This is a genomic window from Streptococcus minor DSM 17118, from assembly GCF_000377005.1.
Lineage (GTDB): Bacteria > Bacillota > Bacilli > Lactobacillales > Streptococcaceae > Streptococcus > Streptococcus minor.
Map to the genome: position 1 here is coordinate 45,368 of NZ_AQYB01000029.1, position 21,093 is coordinate 66,460.

General features: G+C 41.7%; 17 protein-coding genes. 11 read left to right on the forward strand and 6 right to left on the reverse strand.

The genetic code is table 11. The features are described 5' to 3' along the window. Positions 1-21: 21 nt before the first annotated feature. On the reverse strand, positions 22-348 hold the full coding sequence (locus tag F602_RS0103455) for a hypothetical protein (RefSeq protein WP_018166570.1): 327 nt from the start codon (positions 346-348) through the stop codon (positions 22-24). A gap of 12 nt (positions 349-360) precedes the next feature. Beyond that, positions 361-768: a helix-turn-helix domain-containing protein gene (locus F602_RS0103460; protein ID WP_026183285.1), complete on the reverse strand. Its 408-nt coding sequence runs from the start codon at positions 766-768 to the stop codon at positions 361-363. A 298-nt stretch (positions 769-1,066) separates the two neighbouring features. On the opposite strand from F602_RS0103460, the gene aspS reads away from it, so the two are divergent. The 4 genes from aspS to nrdI all read left to right on the forward strand — a co-directional run bounded on the left by aspS (position 1,067) and on the right by nrdI (position 5,171). Beyond that, the gene (aspS, locus tag F602_RS0103465) at positions 1,067-2,815 is read left to right on the forward strand and encodes an aspartate--tRNA ligase (RefSeq protein ID WP_018166572.1); all 1,749 of its coding nucleotides are present in this window, start codon (positions 1,067-1,069) and stop codon (positions 2,813-2,815) included. After that, positions 2,808-3,749, forward strand: coding sequence for a YitT family protein (locus F602_RS0103470; protein ID WP_018166573.1), 942 nt, complete (start codon positions 2,808-2,810; stop codon positions 3,747-3,749). Before aspS ends, F602_RS0103470 begins: the two co-directional genes overlap by 8 nt. Before the next feature lie 76 nt (positions 3,750-3,825). Then, the gene (locus F602_RS0103475) at positions 3,826-4,704 is read left to right on the forward strand and encodes a YitT family protein (protein WP_018166574.1); all 879 of its coding nucleotides are present in this window, start codon (positions 3,826-3,828) and stop codon (positions 4,702-4,704) included. A gap of 8 nt (positions 4,705-4,712) precedes the next feature. Continuing rightward, positions 4,713-5,171, forward strand: a complete 459-nt coding sequence (nrdI, locus tag F602_RS0103480; protein ID WP_018166575.1) for a class Ib ribonucleoside-diphosphate reductase assembly flavoprotein NrdI — start codon at positions 4,713-4,715, stop codon at positions 5,169-5,171. Between the two features lie 28 nt (positions 5,172-5,199). On the opposite strand, the gene F602_RS0103485 is transcribed toward nrdI, so the two are convergent. The 3 genes from F602_RS0103485 to F602_RS0103495 all read right to left on the reverse strand — a co-directional run bounded on the left by F602_RS0103485 (position 5,200) and on the right by F602_RS0103495 (position 10,064). Beyond that, on the reverse strand, positions 5,200-6,882 hold the full coding sequence (locus F602_RS0103485; protein WP_018166576.1) for a GBS Bsp-like repeat-containing protein: 1,683 nt from the start codon (positions 6,880-6,882) through the stop codon (positions 5,200-5,202). Between the two features lie 97 nt (positions 6,883-6,979). After that, positions 6,980-9,058 (reverse strand): type I pullulanase, encoded by a 2,079-nt coding sequence (gene pulA, locus F602_RS0103490; protein WP_018166577.1) that lies wholly within the window; start codon positions 9,056-9,058, stop codon positions 6,980-6,982. A 19-nt stretch (positions 9,059-9,077) separates the two neighbouring features. Then, positions 9,078-10,064, reverse strand: a complete 987-nt coding sequence (locus F602_RS0103495) for a LacI family DNA-binding transcriptional regulator (protein WP_018166578.1) — start codon at positions 10,062-10,064, stop codon at positions 9,078-9,080. Positions 10,065-10,337: 273 nt separating this feature from the next. Here F602_RS0103495 and F602_RS0103500 point away from each other — a divergent pair, with 273 nt between their 5' ends. The 6 genes from F602_RS0103500 (at position 10,338) to F602_RS0103525 (ending at position 18,711) form a co-directional block, all read left to right on the forward strand. Next, on the forward strand, positions 10,338-11,585 hold the full coding sequence (locus F602_RS0103500) for an extracellular solute-binding protein (protein WP_018166579.1): 1,248 nt from the start codon (positions 10,338-10,340) through the stop codon (positions 11,583-11,585). 161 nt (positions 11,586-11,746) lie between these two features. Then, positions 11,747-13,105 (forward strand): carbohydrate ABC transporter permease, encoded by a 1,359-nt coding sequence (locus F602_RS0103505; protein WP_018166580.1) that lies wholly within the window; start codon positions 11,747-11,749, stop codon positions 13,103-13,105. After that, positions 13,105-13,941, forward strand: a complete 837-nt coding sequence (locus tag F602_RS0103510; protein ID WP_018166581.1) for a sugar ABC transporter permease — start codon at positions 13,105-13,107, stop codon at positions 13,939-13,941. Before F602_RS0103505 ends, F602_RS0103510 begins: the two co-directional genes overlap by 1 nt. A gap of 289 nt (positions 13,942-14,230) precedes the next feature. Then, positions 14,231-15,769: a 4-alpha-glucanotransferase gene (gene malQ, locus F602_RS0103515; protein WP_281158206.1), complete on the forward strand. Its 1,539-nt coding sequence runs from the start codon at positions 14,231-14,233 to the stop codon at positions 15,767-15,769. Positions 15,770-15,799: 30 nt separating this feature from the next. Further along, positions 15,800-18,058: a glycogen/starch/alpha-glucan phosphorylase gene (locus F602_RS0103520; protein WP_018166583.1), complete on the forward strand. Its 2,259-nt coding sequence runs from the start codon at positions 15,800-15,802 to the stop codon at positions 18,056-18,058. Positions 18,059-18,189: 131 nt separating this feature from the next. Next, positions 18,190-18,711, forward strand: a complete 522-nt coding sequence (locus F602_RS0103525; protein WP_018166584.1) for an ABC transporter permease — start codon at positions 18,190-18,192, stop codon at positions 18,709-18,711. A gap of 132 nt (positions 18,712-18,843) precedes the next feature. Here the strand turns inward: F602_RS0103525 and argS are convergent, their stop codons facing one another. After that, positions 18,844-20,532 (reverse strand): arginine--tRNA ligase, encoded by a 1,689-nt coding sequence (argS, locus tag F602_RS0103530; protein ID WP_018166585.1) that lies wholly within the window; start codon positions 20,530-20,532, stop codon positions 18,844-18,846. Between the two features lie 111 nt (positions 20,533-20,643). Here argS and argR point away from each other — a divergent pair, with 111 nt between their 5' ends. Beyond that, the gene (gene argR, locus F602_RS0103535) at positions 20,644-21,087 is read left to right on the forward strand and encodes an arginine repressor (protein WP_018166586.1); all 444 of its coding nucleotides are present in this window, start codon (positions 20,644-20,646) and stop codon (positions 21,085-21,087) included. Positions 21,088-21,093 lie beyond the last annotated feature (6 nt).

Genomic DNA, 21,093 nt, shown 5'->3' on the forward strand with positions numbered 1-21,093 from the left:
AACATAGTCCTAGTTTTTATTTTAGCTGTAAGACAAGGCAAGAGCAGTGACGGCTAGGATAGCACCTGTTAACTGAAAGAGAAGAGCGACGATAGCTCGGTGTTTACAGGTTTGGAAGGTCAAAAAATCTTCGTCAGACATACTGTTGCGAGGGTGGTTTTTGCGTCGGAGCAGGTAGACAATCAGTCCATCTCCTCTTTGACCGGTACTAGCAAAGAAGGCCCAGAGTTTAGGGTGTTTGAGTCCACGGTAGAAGGCATCCAGTTTGACCATCTGATAGATCTGGGTCACCATGTAAATACCTGCTAAAACCGCCAAGGATGTTCCTGCGATGAGAAAAAGTAACATGTCCATCACCTCCTAGATACGATGGATAATCTGATAAAATAGGAAACCGCTACTGATAATCCAGGCCAGAGCACAAACCAAGATCAAGTAAACATTACCGACAATCCAGGCATTGTAGATGAGGAAAACCGCTAGTAATATCACATTGCAGACTACAGCCCAAATCAACTTCTGGTTGCTAGCTACTACATCAGTGCTATTGACCAGATGTTTGATAATGTTCTCATCACCTTTTACCAAGCTGTCTAGACTAATCTCATAAAAATCACTGAGCTGGATTAAACTAAGAATATCCGGATAGGATTTGTTGTTTTCCCAGTTGGAAATTGTCTGTCTAGATACCATCAGCTTGTCGGCTATTTGTTCTTGAGTGAGGTTCTGCGCCTTTCTGGCTGCCTGTAATTTTTGTCCGATATTAATGTATTCTGTCATAACTTCTCCCTCTCTTCTTACCTTTATTTTAAAGAATTAAAGAAACCTTGTCTATCAAAACTCATGGACAAAACCCGATTTCCTGTCAAAATTCTTTGACAAGGTAAGGTAAGAGGCAGAAAATACTATTTTATCCAAAAGAAGACAAAAAACTCTTCTTCATGGGTAGGGTTTTTGAGCGCTTTCTGCTATAATAGGAGAAAATGAATAATCTTACGATGTGAAAGGAATAGGAGTCGCCTAAAAATCTGAGTGGGACTTTTCAGGCGACTTGAAAATAGTATTTATGAAGCGTTCTATTTATGCTGGTCGTGTTCGTAGTGAACACATTGGAAGTGAACTGACTCTTAAGGGATGGGTTGGTCGTCGCCGTGACTTGGGTGGTCTGATTTTTATTGATTTGCGTGACCGTGAGGGGATCATGCAGTTGGTCATTAACCCAGAAGAAGTATCTGCTGATGTGATGACAAAAGTGGAGAGTCTACGTAGTGAGTTTGTCATAGAAGTGACAGGTTTGGTTGCAGCACGGGAGCAGGTAAATGACAAATTACCTACCGGTCATGTCGAACTAAAGGTTCAAGATCTGACTATCCTCAATACTGCTAAGACGACACCTTTTGAGATCAAGGATGGATTGGAAGCAGCAGATGAGACTAGACTACGTTATCGTTACCTTGACTTGCGCCGTCCAGAGATGCTGGAAAATTTCAAGTTGCGGGCTAAGGTGACCCACTCTATCCGCAATTACTTGGATGAGCTAGAGTTTATTGATGTAGAAACACCAATGCTGACCAAGTCAACACCAGAAGGTGCGCGTGATTATCTGGTGCCAAGTCGTATCAGTCAAGGTCATTTCTACGCCCTGCCACAGAGTCCACAGATTACCAAACAGTTACTTATGAATGCTGGATTTGACCGCTATTACCAAATCGTCAAATGTTTCCGAGACGAAGACTTGCGGGGAGATCGTCAGCCTGAGTTCACCCAAGTCGACTTAGAAACATCCTTCTTGGACGAAAAGGAAATTCAGGACATTGTTGAAGGTATGATTGCCAAGGTCATGAAAGAAGCTAAGGGACTAGATGTTAGCCTTCCGTTTCCTCGTATGGCCTATGACGATGCTCTGAATAACTATGGCTCTGATAAGCCGGATACTCGCTTTGATATGTTGTTACAAGACTTGACAGATCTTGTCAAAGAAATAGAGTTCAAGGTCTTCTCGGAAGCACCCGTTGTCAAGGCTATCGTCTTGAAAAATCTTGCTGATAAGTATTCTCGTAAGGATATTGATAAGTTGACAGAAGTGGCTAAACAGCACGGCGCTAAAGGTTTGGCCTGGGTCAAGATGACAGATGGAGCTCTTGCTGGTCCAGTTGCCAAGTTCTTGACAAACATCGAGGAAGACTTGACAGATGGTTTACATCTTGACAACAACGATTTGGTTCTTTTTGTTGCAGATTCACTTGAGGTGGCCAATAATACCCTAGGTGCTCTTCGTGTTCGCATTGCTAAAGAACAGGACTTGATTGATCATTCTCAGTTTAATTTCCTGTGGGTTGTTGATTGGCCAATGTTTGAATGGTCTGAAGAAGAAGGTCGCTACATGTCTGCACATCATCCGTTCACCTTGCCAACGGAGGAGACCGTCCATGAATTAGCAGGTGATTTGTCTAAAGTACGAGCAGTAGCCTATGATATTGTCCTCAATGGATATGAATTGGGTGGTGGTAGTCTGAGAATCAACCAAAAGGATATGCAGGAACGCATGTTTACAGCTTTAGGCTTCTCGACTGAAGAAGCTCATGAACAATTTGGTTTCCTTTTGGAAGCCATGGACTACGGCTTCCCTCCTCATGGTGGCTTGGCTATCGGCCTAGATCGTCTGGTGATGATTTTGGCTGGAAAAGATAATATTCGGGAAGTGATTGCCTTTCCTAAAAATAATAAGGCATCTGATCCAATGACTCAGGCACCAAGTAGTGTCGCACAAAAACAACTAGAAGAGCTAGCATTAACAGTAGAAAGCCATGATTAAACAAGCATCTTTGGGGAAACGTATCAAATTTATTATCCATCGTTGGGCTAAAAAGTTTGGTCTATTTCATACCCTAAAAAGTATTTCAAAGGAAAAATATGCAGAGAAGTTTTCAGCTTCTCTCTTTTATGGTTTAATGTCCGCCATTGCAGTCAATTTTTTCTTTCAGCCAGGACATGTTTACTCTAGCGGGGTAACAGGCTTATCACAGGTCCTATCGGCCATCAGTGAGCGTTACTTGGACTTTACTATTCCAGTGGCTGTCGCTTTTTATGCCATCAATTTACCTCTTTTGATTTTGGCTTGGTACAAGATTGGTCACAAATTTACCGTCTTTACCTTTATTACAGTTACCCTGAGTTCCCTCTTTATCCAGTTTATTCCCCAGATCACTCTTACGACAGACCCTCTTATCAATGCTATCTTTGGTGGTCTGGTGATGGGTACGGGTATTGGTTATGGTCTTAAATCTAGGATTTCAAGTGGGGGTACGGATGTTATCAGTCTGACCATTCGCAAGATAACAGGGCGGAGTGTGGGTAGTATTTCCCTCTTAGTCAATGGGGTAATTATGGTCTTTGCAGGTCTTCTTTTTGGCTGGCAATATGCTCTTTACTCTATGGTAACCATCTTTGTCTCCAGCCGTGTTACGGATGCTCTCTTTACCAGACAAAAGAAGATGCAGGCTTTAATTGTGACCAGTCGACCAGAGCGAATCATCAAGATGATTCACAAAAAACTGCATCGAGGTGTCACCTGTATCAATGATGCACAAGGAACCTATCAGGGTGAAAAAAAAGCTGTTTTGTTGGCTATTATTACCCAAGAAGAGTACAGTGATTTCAAGTATTTCATGTCGAAGGCTGACCCCACAGCTTTTGTGTCCATTGCTGAAGATGTTCATGTTATGGGCCGTTTTGTGGATGTAGATTAAATATGAATACTAAGAGTGGAACTTCTCGCACATTATTTAACAAATTGAAAATAGTTTACTATAGGGGTGACATACAATGTCTCATGATTACAGCTTACGCCTGAAAAATTTTATCTTCATTGGGCTGGGTGCGGCTATCTATGCTTTTGGTTTCGTTTATTTTTACATGGCCAACCAAGTAGCTGCTAGTGGTATTGCAGGATTGACTTTGGTTTTTCATAATCTATTTGGTATCAATCCTTCCTACTCCGGTTACCTCATTAACTTTCCCCTCATCCTAATCGGAGCCTATCTTTTTGGCAAAAGAGCCATGGTGTATACCGTTTATGGAATCGCCTCATTGTACCTCTATGTTTGGGTTTTTCAGCAGATTCCTTTCTTTGTGGATCTCAATCAAGATTATTTGGTGGTATCGCTGGTAGCAGGATCCATTGGTGGCTTGGGTTCTGGTCTTGTTTTTCGGTATGGAGGAACCATTGGCGGGTCAGACATAATTGCTCGTGTGATGGAGCAAAAACTAGGTATCCAACTGAACCAAGCACTGCTAGGCTTTGATATTTTGGTCATGCTCTTATCATTAACCTATATCTCAATCCCTAAAATGATGTATGCTCTCATAGCTAGTTTTATCTACAGTCAGGTAGTCAATATGGTCCAAAATGGTGGTTATTCTGTACGGGGAATGATGATTATTTCAGATCAGCCTGAGCAGATTTCGAGGCATATCATGGAACAATTAGGCCGAGGTGTCACCTATCTAAAGGGAGAAGGTGCCTATTCAGGCAAAGAAAAAAAGGTTCTTTATGTAGCCTTGAGTCCACAAGATACCCGCGAAGCCAAGGATTTGATTCAGGAAATTGATCCCGGATCCTTTATTTCGATTTTCAATATCGATGAGGTGCAAAGTCCAGAGTTCATTGCCTCCAGAAGCAAGTACCGTAAGCGAATTAGATAGGAGCAAACATGAAGAAGATTTATTTGGTTTATATTAGCCTCAGTGGGAATACCCAGAGCTTTGTTCGTAGGCTGGCTAGTTACCTCCAGTTTCAGTCGGACATAGAAGTGGAAGAAATCCATGTCAAGGACCTCGTTAAGCAAGCTATTCCCTTTTACACCTTGGATGCCCCCTATGTAGCTTTTTTGCCAACCTATCTAGAAGGTGGTAATGGTGTAGACAATGGAGATACGGAAATCTTGACGAATCCTCTGGGAGATTTTATTGCCTACGAAGGTAACGAACAGTTTTGTTTAGGGGTGGTTGGTTTTGGTAACCGCAATTTCAATCATCAATATTGCTTGACTGCCAAGCAGTATTCCCAACGCTTTGGTTTTTCAGTCCTAGATGAAGTCGAACTGCGCGGTCTCAATAATGATATTGAAAGGGTCGGCAAGAAAATATTAGAATTAGTAGCAAATAAATAAAAATCCACTCATTCGAGTGGATTTTTGCTTAACTAGGGTAAATATAAGCTGTCACCCCATTAGTCAATGGATTAAACCAACCACGGTAGTCACCGACTGTCATATTCCCTGCGTAGTTAGATTCTTTGACGCGGATACGATTGGTGCCACTGACCTCCGTTACAACAGCCACATGACCATAGTAGCTAGCTGTCCAGACAGCAACGGCTCCGATTTGAGGGGTGGTTCCTGTGCGAAAACCTGCTCTTCTAGCAGCATCCAACCACTGTTTAGCATTGCCCCAGTAATTTTGAATCCAAGGAGCCGCTTCCTTTGCTCCCCACGTACACTGACCGATAGGATAAGTATTTGGTTCGCTGTAACGGTGATGATGGGACACTTCCATGCTAAAAGCTCCTAAACCGCGGCCATTTTGATAGGCATGGACATGATATTTGCCAATCCCCTTATGGTTGGCTAAAGGAATAGCTCGCGAAAAGCTTTTATCGGCAGATTTACTTGTATCATACCAACGAAGGTCATCTTGTCCGTTTTCATCTGACCAGACTGCAAACTGGACTGCCTGAGAGTCGTAGACATTAGATAAAGTAGCTTGTATCGTACCGACAGAGGATAGCTTAGAGTTGAAAACAAGAGGCAGTCGGGCGGTCGTCAAATCAACAATATCTAATGTATAACCCACGCGACTTCCATCTGTATAGGTCACGTATACATGATTTTGATAAGAACCAGAGTGCTGTTTGTGCTCCTGGAAGTCAACAGCAACCCGATATTTCCCATTGGTCAGAGTAGCAGTTCGCCATTTGAGATTGGCTTGTTTATCCATGGACCAAGTGGCTACTTGAACAGACTGGATTGGTTTGCTAGTAGCTGTCTCTTGGATTGTAACCTGGTATTTCCCTTTTCCAGCCTCTAGATTTTCAATAGCAAGAGCTGGCTTTGGATTAGCAGGCACATCTGATTGGCCCACAGTGCTGGATATACCCGTCACAAAAGTCATTTTTCCGCTAGAGTCTTTCGTATAGAGATGGGTAGAATAATCTCCAGTATTGAATTGATGGTCTTTGAGAAAGATCCGGACGGTGTAACTTCCGTTTGCTTGCTGCTGAGCTGAATACCATTTGAGGTCATCTTGCCCCTTGACCGTAGACCAGGTTGGAAGTAAGACTTCTTTAGTATCGGGTGTGATGTGTTGAACTGTAACATCTAAAATTCCTGGTTCACTGATATTGGTTGTAATAGTTGGTTTAGGTCTTGTAATATTGAGGGAAATTTCTTGTAAAAAGATGGTTTGTCCTTGGATTGTAATATAGGCATGGAGAGTATACTGCCCCGTTTTAAAATCTTGTAAAGGAATATCTGTTTGGTAATCTTGAGCTTGTATCCACCTCACGTCATCCTGGCCATTGTCATTGGACCAAATGGCATAGTCTATTTTTAGACCTTGCTGTGGGACAGAACGTTGATAGAAGATGGACAGTGTGTTTCCATGCTGTTGGAAAGTGACATTTTGGCTTAGTTGACTAGCCGTGGTTGTCTCTGAACCAGTAGTGGTAGGCTCAAAGTTGTCAAGACTAATTTCTTCTGTCAGCTGATTGGCTTCTATTGTCTGGGTAGATTGTTTTGTATTTTGGGCAGCTACCAGAGGGCCAGAAGCCAAGCTAGCCAACAATAGTGTAGACGATAACAATAGTGTAGAATATTTATTCATTCATAACCTCCTATTAAGACTGTTCGCAAAAGGAGGTAGAAAATGACAAAAAGTAGAAAACCCACCAACTTTAAGAAGTGGTGGGTGGGGAGGAGCGCTAGTCAGTTTTATTTTCAACTGTTTTTTTCTTCTCTATTAGGGTACAGATGCTTTGTCCAGCAATTGGAAATGCTTGTTGAGACTTATCCACAAGCGGTGGATAAACAAAGTGAACTTCTTGCTGCTCTCCTTTGGTGAAGTGATAATCATGACTTGAAAAATTGATGATAAACTGTATCGTCTCAGTTTCTGACTGTACTTCATAACGAAGGACATATTCAGACAACCAGTAGAAGCTACAAGTTTCAGCAATACTGTAATAGGATTCTTGGGCTAGACTAGGATGGTCCTTGCGGAATTGGATGAGCTCACTGATAAATTGAATATGTGCTTGATAGCGGTGCGCCCTTGTCCAATCTAGTTGGTTGATGGAATCCGGACTGTTATAGGTGTTCTCTAAGCCATCCTTGGTGCGGAAAAACTCCTGCCCACTATGGATGAATACCGGCCCTTGGCTGATGAGCATCAGTTGCAATCCAAAGCTAGCCGCTCGTTTTTGGTCATGACGTGACATGGATGGGTTTTTCAGGCTTAGATAGTCATACATCGTTGCATTATCATGGCATTCCAAGTAGTTGAGAGATTGTGTTGGATGGATAAAATGACCATTGATACTGCCTGTCAACAAATCTTGAACCTTTTCTTGCTGTTGGTGTTCTAAGATATAGTAGGGATTCAAGAGAATATTTTTGAAAGTATCACGATAGTGATCATTGAAGAAGCTGATAGTAGGTAATTGATAGGCATTATACTGATGAGCCAGTTTTTGCTCCGGCAATCCCGTACCCATTTTCCAACCTTCTCCATACAAGTAGATGTTTGGATATAGACTCGAAAGTTCAGCCTGGATTTCTTGCATAGTCTTGCTGTCGATGATCCCCATCAAATCAAAGCGGAAGCCATCAAAACCATAGAGTGATGTCCATTGTCGGACAGATTGTTTGATATAGTTGCGAACCATGCTACGCTCGCTCGCCACATCGTTGCCACAGAAGGATCCGTTTGTACGTTGGTCTTGTTCGTTGTAGCGGTAGAAGTATCCAGGCACGATTTTTTCAAAGACATAGGTTTCTGCATGATAGACATGATTGTAAACCACATCCATAATAACGCTAATGTCGGCATCGTGATATGCTTGGATAGCAGCTTGGAGTTCTAGGATACGAGCATAAGGGTCATTTGGATTGGAGGCAAAGGAGCCTTCAGGGACATTGTACTGAACAGGGTCATATCCCCAGTTGTAAATCAATTCTGGGTGTCTTTCATCTACACTACCGAAATCGTAGAGGGGCATCAGTTGGATATGGGTCACTCCTAGATGTTTTACATAGTCTAGGCCCAAAACCTGATTGTCAAGGACAGGAGATTCGGTCAAACCGTGGTACTGGCCAGGATGCTGGAAATTAGCCTCTTTTTGCCAGGAGAAATCACGGACACTCATCTCGTAGATGATGGCCTGTGCTAAAGGTACTTGGGTTTTGGCCCGCGTAGGTTGCTGTAGTTTTGCTGGATTGATGACTACGCTGTGACCGGAGTTAGCGAGCGAAGAGAGAGCATAGGGGTCGTGGATCTCTACCCACTGACCATTAACTCGGTGCAGATAATAATAGGTCTTTCCATCCCAGTCACCTTGGACGGTATTTTCCCAGACACCACGTTCTCCTTTTTTCATGGGATAAGGGATATGATCCAAATAGAGGATAACCTGTTTGGAAATAGGGGCCCAGAGTTTAAAGAGGGTTGCGGTTGGGCTATAGGTCGCCCCTAAATCATTGCCAGAATAAGTGTAGGTCTGTTCAAAAAGGTCACTACGTACAATATTTCCATAGGCTAATTCGGATTTATTACGATCCTGATCGTAGACGATATAGTCTTCTTGTAAGTTAAAAGGATAAATACTAGTGAGGTGATAAACAATCAAATCTCCTTCTTCTGCTCTACGGCGAATAAAGAGTTCAGAGGTAGATGTTGTTGATTCGATCGTAAAAGACATGGATTCTACATCGAAACGTTTTTCCATTACTAATCGAATGGTAGCCACATCATCAAGATAGGGCTGAAAAGTTCTTAGGGCCATGGTTCAGAGGGATCCTTTCTTATTTGAGTTTGATAATTTTATGAGGAATAACATGGCGGTAGCAAACCTGTTTGCCATCCTTGCTATCGCTGATAATTTGAAGCAGGGTACTGAAAGATTCCCGCCCCAGTTCTAAGACGTTGATATCCACATAAGCCATGATATCTATTTTGGGTTTCACAGAATCAAAAGTAATAATCGGGATATCCAGATTTTGCTCCTTTAGATAGGCGAGGGCTCCCTCAGCTACCATAGCATCTGTCGTTACGATGGCATCAATCGGTTGTTTGGTCAGTTTTTTCATGACCTTATAGCTGTTGTCTTCCAAGAGGAAACCAGAGGAGAATTTCACCATACTCTCATCTAGATGTAGTTGATGAGACAACAGAGCCTGCTTGTAGCCAGCATAGCGGTCCTGAGAAACGACCAATTCTTTATTTCCAGCCATAAAGGCGATATGTTTGTAGCCTTTATTAATAAAGTAGGATGTCGCTTCATAGGCGGCTTGGATATTGTCATTATCAACCAATGAGATAAAAGGAGAGGCTGCCTTCCCTAGGATGAGGAAGGGGAACTTACGCTCGATAGCCAATTGCACCAGAGGATCATTGGGCATTGAATAAAGAAAAATCAGGCCATCAACACGTCGACCATCCACCATTTGAGAAATGGCTTCCATGCGCTGCTGTTCATCTTTTCCTGTGCTAATCTGAATAGCGTAGTGTCGATCCGCCGCTGCTTGGGAGATTCCCCGTAGCACTTGAGGGAAGAAAGGGTTTTGGTAGAAAATATCAGAATCACTCGGCAAAACCAAGCCGATAACCTGCGTATAGCTACTCACCAAACTCCTAGCATTGAGGTTGGGATGGTAGTTTAAGTCTTTCATGGCTTGGCGAACCAAGTCCTTAGTCTTTCGACTAATAGAGGGACTATTTTGCACAACACGAGTAACAGTAGATGGAGAGACGCCAGCTAATTTAGCAACATCTTTAATAGTAGTACGCATAAGAACCCTCCTTACTTTGCTCCGAAATGACAACACCAAGAGTAGCAGAATGAAAAAGCTAGCCCCATCCTTTAAGCAAGCGTTACCATGCTACTTCCAATGATTACTATAATAGATTTAATATAGAATGTCAACTAAAGAAAAAATCGCTTTTTTTTGATTTTAAAAAAATTTTTTAAAAAAATCGGAGAAAACACTTGACTTTTCTTGCAAACGGTTGCATAATGGTAGTGTAATAAATTTTATTTTTATGTTTTAGGAGGAAACAAAAACATGAGAAAATGGACAAAACTTGTCACAAGCGGTGTCGCTTTGCTTTCAGTTGCTACATTAGCAGCTTGCTCATCAGGTGGTGATAAAGCCGATACAGGAAAATCTGGTGAAGTTACTCTGAAACTTTGGGTTCCAACAGAATCTAAGAAATCTTATGCGGACACGATTGCTGAGTTCGAAAAAGAAAACGAAGGCGTTAAGGTTGAAGTGGTAGAATCTGAAGACCCTAAAGCGCAAGAGTTGGTAAGTAAAGACCCTGAAGCAGCGGCTGATGTATTCTCTATGCCACACGATCAATTGGGTGGATTGGTTGAATCTGGAATTATCCAACCAGTATCTGACCAGTATGCTACTGAAATCGCTGAAAACAACGTAGAAAACGCTGTTGCTGGTGCTCAATACAAAGGAAAAACATATGCCTTTCCATTTGGTGTAGAATCACAAGTTCTGCTTTACAATAAAGAAAAATTGACAGAAGATGATGTCAAGACATATGAAGGTATTACTTCTAAAGACAAATTCGGTGCCAATCTTGAGTCTGTCAATGCTTATGCTATCGCACCATTGATGCTTTCAGTTGGAAACACACTCTTTGGTGAAGATGGTGAAGATCCAAAAGGAACCAACTGGGCGAATGACAACGGTGTTGCTGTTATGAAATGGTTGGCAGATCAAAAATCTAACAGCGGTTTTGTAAACGTACCAGATGATGCTGCTGTATCTAAATTTGGTAACGGAGATGTTGCTGCGATTGAAACAGGACCATGGAACTACCCAGACTCAGTGAAAGCTTTGGGCGCAGACAAAATTGGTGTTGCTGTTTATCCTACAGTGAAAATCGGTGATAAAGAAGTACAACAAAAAGCCTTTATGGGTGTTAAATTGTACGCTGTTAACCAAAAACCTGCAAAAGGCAACAAAGACCGTATTGTTGCAGCTTACAAATTGGCTTCATTCTTGACATCTGAAAAGAGCCAAGAAAACCAATTCGCAACTCGTTCAATCGTACCTTCTAATAAAAATGTTCAAGCTTCAGAAGCTGTGACTTCAGATCCATTGGCAAAAGCAGTTGCTGAAATGACCGGTTCAAGCGAACACACAGTAGTTATGCCTAAGATTAGCCAAATGGGTACATTCTGGAATTCAGCTGCACCACTTCTTAGCGGACCTTACTCAGGTAAGATTGCAGAAGCTGACTACATGGCTAAGTTGGAACAATTTGACAAGGACTTGGCAGAAAGCAAATAAGCCTCGTCATCAATTATTGGTTATAATCAGTAAAGGAGCCTAGCTCCTTTACTTGATTTTAATAGGGAACAGATAGGTATTCTCTACTAAAATTTTCATTTTTTCGGAAATCTTAGCAGTGGGTATCTATTTGTTTAACGTTTTACCTTTGGGGGAGATATATGAATAACTCTAAATATTATGAAAAGGTATCCGTATTAGAGGCACTCAAAAAAGGTGGCATAGACATCAAGCTCTCTGCTCTTTTTATGGGATTTGCCAACCTTGCGAATAAGCAAATCATTAAAGGTATCCTTTTTCTTCTTTCCGAAATTCTTTTTCTCATTACTTTTGTTCTACAGGTTATCCCAAGCATTTACGGCTTGATTACACTTGGAACACAAAAGGCAGGAGAGGTAGTTGATCCAGATACAGGGATTACCATCACAGTTTCTGGAGATAATTCCTTCCTTTTCTTACTCTTTGGTTTGGCCGCACTCATTTTCTGTGGCGTGTTTGCTTATATTTATTGGTGCAATCTGAAGAGCGCACGCAATATTTATGTCATCAAGCAAGAAGGGCTGAAAGTGCCGAGCTTCAAAGAAGATATGGCGACCCTTTCAAATAGCCGTTTCCACATGACTATGATGTCAATCCCTCTCTTGGGAGTATTGACTTTTACCATACTTCCGTTGCTTCTAACTATTTGTTTAGCCTTTACCAATGCAGATAAAAACCATTTCCCACCAGGCAATCTTTTTGACTGGGTTGGCTTTGATAACTTTGGGAATATCATTACGGGTCGAATGGCCGGCAGTTTCTTCCCAATCTTGTCCTGGACTCTCATTTGGGCAGTATTTGCCACTGTGACCAACTTCTTCTTTGGTATTCTTCTGGCCCTTGTCATCAATACAAAAGGTTTGAAATTTAAGAAATTTTGGCGGACTATCTTTGTTATCACTATCGCGGTGCCTCTCTTTATTTCGCTCTTGATTATGCGAAACCTTCTGCACCCAGATGGGCCACTGAACGAACTGTTGAAAAATTGGGGCTTGATTCAGCATTCACTGCCGTTTTTAACAGATCCAACTTGGGCCAAGTTTTCTATTATCTTTGTCAATATGTGGGTGGGGATTCCCTACACTATGCTGGTGTCCACCTCTATTATCATGAACTTACCACAAGAACAGCTAGAAGCAGCTGAAATTGATGGTGCTAGCAAATTCCAAGTTTTCAAGAGTATCACTTTCCCACAGATCCTCTTGATTATGACACCGACCCTGATTCAGCAGTTTATCGGTAACATCAATAACTTTAACGTTATCTATCTCCTGACAGGTGGTGGTCCTGTGAACCCCGAATTCTACCAAGCGGGATCTACAGATCTTTTGGTAACATGGCTCTATAAATTGAGCTTTGAATCTAGCCGAGATTACAAATTGGCATCTGTTATCGGTATCTTGATTTTTGTGTTATCAGCAACTTTCAGTCTGATTGCCTATACAAGAACCAATTCGTATAAGGAAGGGGCTGTGAAATAATGAAATCAAAAAAACAAGTTAGATTAAGCCTTACTTATCTCCTTTTGACTGCGCTGTCTATTGCGTGGCTCTTTCCAGTTGCCTGGGTTATCTTGACATCATTCCGCGGTGAGGGGACGGCTTTTGTAGGCTATATCATTCCTAAAACCTTTACGTTAGAAAATTACATGAAGCTCTTTAATAATGAAGCGTTTCCATTTGCGAAGTGGTTCCTGAATACGTTCATCGTTGCGGCAGCGACTTGTGTAGTGTCTACCTTTATCACGGTTGTTATGGCTTATTCACTCAGCCGTATCAAATTTAAATTCCGCAATGGATTTTTGAAATTGGCGCTCGTCCTCAATATGTTCCCTGGATTCATGTCTATGATTGCCATTTACTACATCTTGAAGGCGCTCAACTTAACACAAACTCTCTTTGCTTTGGTTTTAGTGTACTCAGCAGGAGCAGCGCTTGGTTTCTATATTGCCAAGGGATTCTTCGATACGATTCCTTACTCACTGGACGAATCAGCTATGATTGACGGTGCGACTCGTAAGGATATCTTCTTTAAAATTACGTTGCCATTGTCAAAACCCATCATCGTTTATACAGCTCTTACAGCTTTTATCGGACCATGGATGGACTTCATTTTTGCCAAGGTTATCCTCGGAGATGCGACAGATAAGTACACAGTCGCTATCGGTCTCTTCTCTATGCTAGCTCAAGACCGGATTAATGTTTGGTTCAAGTCTTTTGCAGCTGGCTCCGTTCTCATCGCTATTCCGATTACCCTTCTCTTCATGTATATGCAAAAATACTATGTTGAAGGCATCACTAGCGGTTCTGTAAAATAATCTACTGTCTCATTCCAAAAGACATGCATTATTTCTCATCTATATTCCAGAAATGATGTGTTGTTTAGCATGAGGTAGTGCCATGATAGATAGACCTGTTCCTTTCTTACAAATGAAAGTTTCAATACTTTTGATGTGTCAGAATAACGGGTCTTTTCTATACTTTTATGAAAGAATTTTGTAGGAAATATCGAGCATATCAAGAAAATAAAAAAAATAATTCTTGATTTTTCAGATAAGTCAATGTATAATAGACGCAACGCAAACGTTTGCGTTTGTTATTTTGAAAATAAAAACAGAGGAAAATAACATGAAAGAACGTCAAAGTGGAATTCTTCTACATATTTCATCTCTTCCAGGGAGATTTGGAATTGGTTCACTTGGTCAGTCAGCCTATGAATTCGTAGACTTCCTAGTCCGCACCAAGCAGCGTTACTGGCAAATCTTGCCACTTGGAACAACGAGTTATGGGGATTCTCCTTACCAGTCATTCTCAGCTTTTGCAGGAAATACGCATTTTATTGATTTTGACCTGTTAGTGGAGAACGGTTGGCTAACTGTTGAAGATTTAGAAGGAGTCGACTTTGGTAGTCAACCTACCGAAGTAGATTATGCAAAGGTTTTCGTTGGACGTCGGCCGATTTTAGAAAAAGCTGTTGCCAACGTGAAAGCCAAAGGCTTACCAGAGAGTTACTATCGCTTTGTGGAGGAGAACGCCTTCTGGTTGCATACATTTGCGGAGTATATGGCTATCAAGGAATCTTTTGGTCTCAAGTCTTGGACAGAATGGGATGACGAGAGTATCCGTTTACGCCGTCCAGAAGCTTTGGAGTCTTACCGTCAGCGCTTAGCAGACCAAATGGACTTCCATCGTGTGACTCAATACTTCTTCTTTGAGCAGTGGCATCGTTTAAAAAATTATGCCAATGAACACGGGATTGAGATTGTTGGTGATATGCCGATTTATATCGCAGCTGATTCAGCAGATATGTGGGCCAACCCTCACTTCTTCAAGACAGATGATCAGGGCCAACCAACAGTGATAGCTGGATGTCCGCCTGATGATTTCTCAGCTATTGGCCAGCTTTGGGGCAACCCAATTTATGATTGGGATGCTATGAAGGCGGATGGATTTACATGGTGGATTGCTCGTTTGCGCGAGAGCTTCAAGCTCTATAATATGGTCCGTATCGACCACTTCATTGGCTTTGCTTCTTTCTGGGAAATACCAGCTGGAGAAGAAACAGCTGTCAATGGCTATCGAGTAGAGGCACCTGGTTTTGAACTTTTTGATACAATCAAAACAGCTCTAGGGGACCTCAATATTATTGCTGAAGATTTGGGGTCAGTCACTGACAAGGTGATTCAACTACGGGACACAACTGGTTTTCCAGGTATGAAAGTTCTGCAGTTTGCTTTTGATCCTAATGGAGACAGCATTGAACTTCCTCATAATCATACCAACAATGTAGTAGCTTACACAGGTACACATGATAACCACACCATTAAAGGTTGGTATGAGCAAGAAATGGGAGAAGGAGCGCGTGAATTTTTAGATATCTATAGCAATCGCAAGCCAGATGAATCCATCAATCATGCCATGCTTCGTCTACTCTTTTCATCAGTAGCTTTCATGGCTATTGCAACCATGCAAGACCTGCTTGAACTGGGAAATGATGCGCGAATGAACCTACCCAATACAGTTGGTGGTAACTGGACATGGCGAATGACCAAAGAACAACTAAACTCTCAAGTGGAGGCGAATCTACTAGAGTTGACGACAACTTATCGTCGCACCAATAAAAAACTAGTAGAGAAGAATCACTAGTAAAAATTAGAAAGTGAGTACAACCAAACGATGATTGATTTACAAACCTTTGTGGAAACTAAGTATGGAAAGACCATTCAAGAGTCTAGCAATGAAGAACTTTACTATGCTCTCTTGGAGTTGAGCAAAGAGGCTAGCAGTGCCAAACCAACCAATGCTAGCAAGAAAAAAGTTTACTACATTTCTGCCGAATTTTTAATCGGAAAACTCTTATCCAATAACCTTATCAACTTGGGTCTCTATGAAGAGGTGAAGACACAACTAGCAGAGGCTGGTAAGGACTTGATTGAAATTGAAAGTATGGAGATGGAGCCGTCACTTGGTAATGGTGGCTTGGGGCGCCTAGCAGCCTGTTTCCTAGATTCTATTGCAACCTTGGGCCTTAACGGAGATGGTGTTGGTTTGAACTACCACTTTGGTCTCTTCAAGCAGGTCTTTCGTGATAATCAGCAATTCACAGAGCCAAATGATTGGATTACAGATGAGAGCTGGTTGAATCGCTCTAGTAAAACCTATCAAGTGCCTTTTGCCAACTTTAACCTAACATCAACTCTTTACGATATTGATGTTCCTGGTTACAAGACAGAGACCAAAAATCGTTTGCGTTTATTCGACTTGGACTCGGTAGATGCTAGCATCATCAAAGATGGCATTGATTTTGACAAGGCTGACATCTTGAAAAACTTGACACTCTTCCTGTATCCAGATGATTCAGACCGTCAAGGGGAGTTGCTCCGTATTTTCCAACAATACTTTATGGTATCCAATGCAGCTCAACTGATTTTGGATGAAGCTCTTGCAAAGGGAAGCAACCTTCATGATTTGGCAGACTATGCAGTCATCCAAATCAATGATACCCATCCATCTCTTGTGATTCCAGAAATGATCCGTCTGTTGACTGAGCGTGGTATTGACTTTGATGAGGCTGTTACCATCGTCAAGTCTATGATGGCCTATACGAACCATACGATTCTGGCAGAAGCTTTGGAAAAATGGCCATTAGACTTCTTGGAAGAAGTGGTGCCACATCTAGTTCCTATTATCAAAGAGTTGGATCGTCGTATCAAAGAAACAGTCACAGATAGCACGACATATATCATCGATGAGTCAGGTCGTGTTCATATGGCTCACATGGATATCCACTATGGTTACTCAGTCAATGGGGTGGCTGCTCTACACACTGATATTCTGAAATCATCTGAGTTGAAGGCATTTTACGACCTTTACCCAGAAAAGTTCAACAATAAGACAAATGGGATTACCTTCCGTCGTTGGCTTATGCACTGTAACCCACGTTTGGCTCGTTTCTTGGATGAGATTTTAGGCCATGGTTACCATCATGATGCAGCGGAATTGGAAACATTGCTGGATGTTAAAGAAAGCACCCTTGTAAAGAAAGAATTGGAAAAAATCAAGACCCATAACAAGCGTAAACTGCAACGTTATTTGCAGGCCCATCAAGGTGTTACGGTCAATCCAGATTCGATCTTTGACATCCAAATCAAGCGTATGCACGAATACAAACGGCAACAAATGAACGCCCTCTATGTCATCCATAAGTATTTGGATATCAAGGCCGGTAATATCCCTGCTCGTCCATTGACCGTCTTCTTTGGTGGTAAAGCAGCTCCTGCGTACACCATTGCTCAAGATATTATTCACCTGATTCTCTGCTTATCAGAATTGATTGCCAAGGACCCAGAAGTTAGTCCGCACTTGCAAGTCGTGATGGTGGAAAACTACAATGTAACCGCAGCTAGCTTCCTCATCCCAGCTGCAGATATTTCCGAGCAAATCTCTCTGGCTTCTAAGGAAGCATCTGGTACCGGCAACATGAAGTTCATGCTCAATGGTGCCTTAACTCTTGGTACAGAAGATGGTGCCAATGTAGAAATTCATGAATTGGTTGGCGATGAAAATATTTATGTCTTTGGTAAAGACAGCCAAACAGTTATTGATCTTTATGCAAACAATGGCTATGTAGCTCGTGATTTCTACGAGAAAGCAGCGATCAAGCCTTTGGTAGATTTCATTGTGAGCGAGGAGTTAATGGCTCTTGGAAACCCAGAACGACTAGGACGCTTGCATAATGAGCTCATTGTTAAAGACTGGTTCATGACACTTCTGGACTTGGAAGACTATATCGTGGTGAAAGAAAAAATGTTGGCAGACTACGAAGATCGCTCTCGCTGGTTGGACAAAGTTATCGTCAATATTGCTAAGGCTGGATTCTTTTCTAGTGACCGCACTATCGCTCAATATAACGAGGATATTTGGAAATTATCTTAATCAACCATATATAAATGAGAAAATCAGTTTCGGCTGGTTTTCTTTTTTGAAAATCGTTTTCAATTTTCATTGACAAATGGAAGTGTAAAGGATATAATTGTATCAACAAACTAATACAAAAGGAGATTTGTATGAAAAGACCAATTCACCTCTACATTCTTGTTGCTCTATCTACCATTGCTAGTGTACTAAGGATTCAATCAACTTTCTTTACGACCTTCGACGAAGCTCAGTATCGTGCCCTCTTTGAGGGTGCTGAGATAGAAGGTGTGGACAATTTGGTTGCGATGGCTAAGGCCGGTGCAGCTTTTTCGACTAACATTATCAATAAGGTATTGACAATCTTATTGGTGCTCTTGCTTGTTGCTACGATTGTTTTCCTTTTCAAAAAAGCCAACGAGCGTGCCTCCTACACCTATATTGCCTATCTTTTTGGAACCTTGATATACTTCACTTACTCTTATATCGGAGGACTTCAAGTTTCAAAAAACTTTGAAACCGCAGAATTACATCAATTAACAAAGTCAGGTGCTCTAGTAGGTTACGGTATTAACATTGCCCTTTTTGCCCTCTACTTTGGTTTGACAGTCTTTTTCCTTCTGAGAAAACCAAAAGAAACGCCAAATATGGGTCAAACCTCTACTGATATTTAACCAAGAGTAAAAACAGAGCAAATGATAAAAGGCTGGCAACTCTATTCTTAGGAATAGGGCTGTCAGCCTTTTTATTTTATTATAGTAGTTTTCAATTATTGAAACATTGATTTCGCTATGTTTGAGCTCTTCTTACATCTTTTCTGGAGCATCGACGCCGAGAAGTCGGAGTGCTTCTTTGAGGACGATACCCGTTGCGTAAGCCAAAGCCAAGCGGCTGTCTCGTTCAGGACTATCATCTAGGATGCGAGTGTGAGCGTAATACTTGTTGAAAGATTGGGCAAGAAGGATAGCAAATTTGGCCACAATAGATGGGTCAAATTTATCAGCAGCCCGTTGGATAGTGGCTGGGAAGTCTTGGAGAAGTTTGATGATTTCCCAACTTTCAGCATCATGAAGAGTATAGCCTGCATCGCTAGTCGGCACGAATTGTGCTTTGCGCAAGATGGATTGGATACGCGCATAAGCGTATTGAACGTAAGGTCCAGTTTCTCCTTCAAAGGATACCATAGCTTCTAAGTCAAAGTCATAGCCGTTGTCACGGTCAGATTTGAGGTCATAGAATTTAACCGCACCCACACCAACAGAGTGAGCTACAGCTTCCTTGTTTTCAAGATCTGGGTTTTTAGCTTCGATTTGTGTTAGAGCTCTTGCTTCAGCTTCGTCTAAGGTTGGTTCTAGACGGATAATGTTACCTTTACGGGTAGACAGCTTTTTCTTGTTTTTGGTAACAAGTCCAAAGCTGACATGAATCATATCGTCTGACCAGTCGAAGCCCATTTCCTTCAAGACAGCTTTGAGCTGTTTGAAGTGGTGGGATTGTTCTTGACCGACTACGTAGATATTTTTAGCAAAGTTAAAAGTACGGTGGCGGTACATAGCAGTAGCCATATCACGGGTAATATAGAGGGTAGCTCCATCTGATTTTTTGATTAAAGCTGGTGGCAAGTTATATTTTTCAAGGTCCACAATTTGAGCACCTTTGGATTCTTTCAAGAGATGCTTGTCTTCCAAGATTTGGATACCTTCATCCATCTTGTCATTGTAAAAGGCTTCACCATGGAAGTAGTCAAAAGAAACATCTAGTTTATCGTAAATACGGTTAAACTCAATCAAGCTTTCATCGCGGAACCATTGCCATAGTTCCCAAGCTTCCTTGTCGCCATCTTCCAATCTCTTGAACCATTGGCGGGCTTGTTCATCCAGCTCAGGATTTTCATCTGCTTCGGCATTGATACGAACATAGAGCTTGAGGAGTTCATCGATAGGATTGGCTTCGATGGTTTCTTTATCTCCCCAAAGTTTGTAGGCAACAATCAGCATACCAAACTGCTTGCCCCAGTCTCCCAAGTGATTGATACGGATAGAATTGTAACCGAGCTTAGAGTAAATGTGACCGAGTGCATCTGCAATAACGGTAGAGCGCAAATGACCGACCGAGAAAGGTTTTGCAATGTTTGGACTGGACATGTCGAGAGTGACATTTTGTCCGTGACCAATATCTTGTTGGCCATAAGCCGCTTTTTCTGCGATGATGGTTTTTAAGATGTGGTTGGAGATAGCCGTCTTATCCAGAAAGAAGTTGATATAAGGACCAGTTGCTACGACTTTCTCAAAGCCATCAGTATTCACCTTTTCAGCGATGTCGCTCGCAATGGCTTGAGGAGCCTTGCGTTCTATCTTGGCCAATGAAAAAGCTGGAAAAGCAATGTCTCCCATCTCAGATGACTTTGGTTTTTCTAGGAGAGCGAAGATTTGGTCTGCTTCTAAACTTGGAATAACAGCAGCCAACCGTTCTGCAACGAGTGTTTTGTGATTCATAGGGTAACCTCCAGATTTCTTAATTCTATTCTACCACAAATTAATGACAAAAAATGGAAAAAACTCCAAAATTTGGTATACTATTGATAATTATACATTACGAGGTGAAAGATGAATAAAGCAGGAAGACAAGACTTTATCAAGAACATGGTTAGGGAAGAAAGGATTGGTCGTCAGGCAGATATTCAGGCAATTTTAGAAAAAAATGGTATCTTCGTGACTCAGACGACCCTCTCTCGTGATTTACGAGAGATTGGACTGGTTAAGGTCTATGAAAATGGAAAATCTTTTTATGCGATTACAGAGGACGAGACAGAGCGTTCCTTTACTCAACTTCTGGCAGACTATGCCTATAAGGTAGAGAGAGCCAGTTTTATTTTGGTATTGCATTCGGATTTAGGAGAGGCAGCTCTTATGGCCAATATCATTGATGCCGAAAAACCAGATACCATCTTAGGAACAGTTGCTGGAGCCGATACTTTATTGGTTATTTGCCGAGATGAAGCGGCTGCTAAGCAAGTTGAGGAAGAAATCGCCCTCTTTTTAGAAGAATAGGACAGT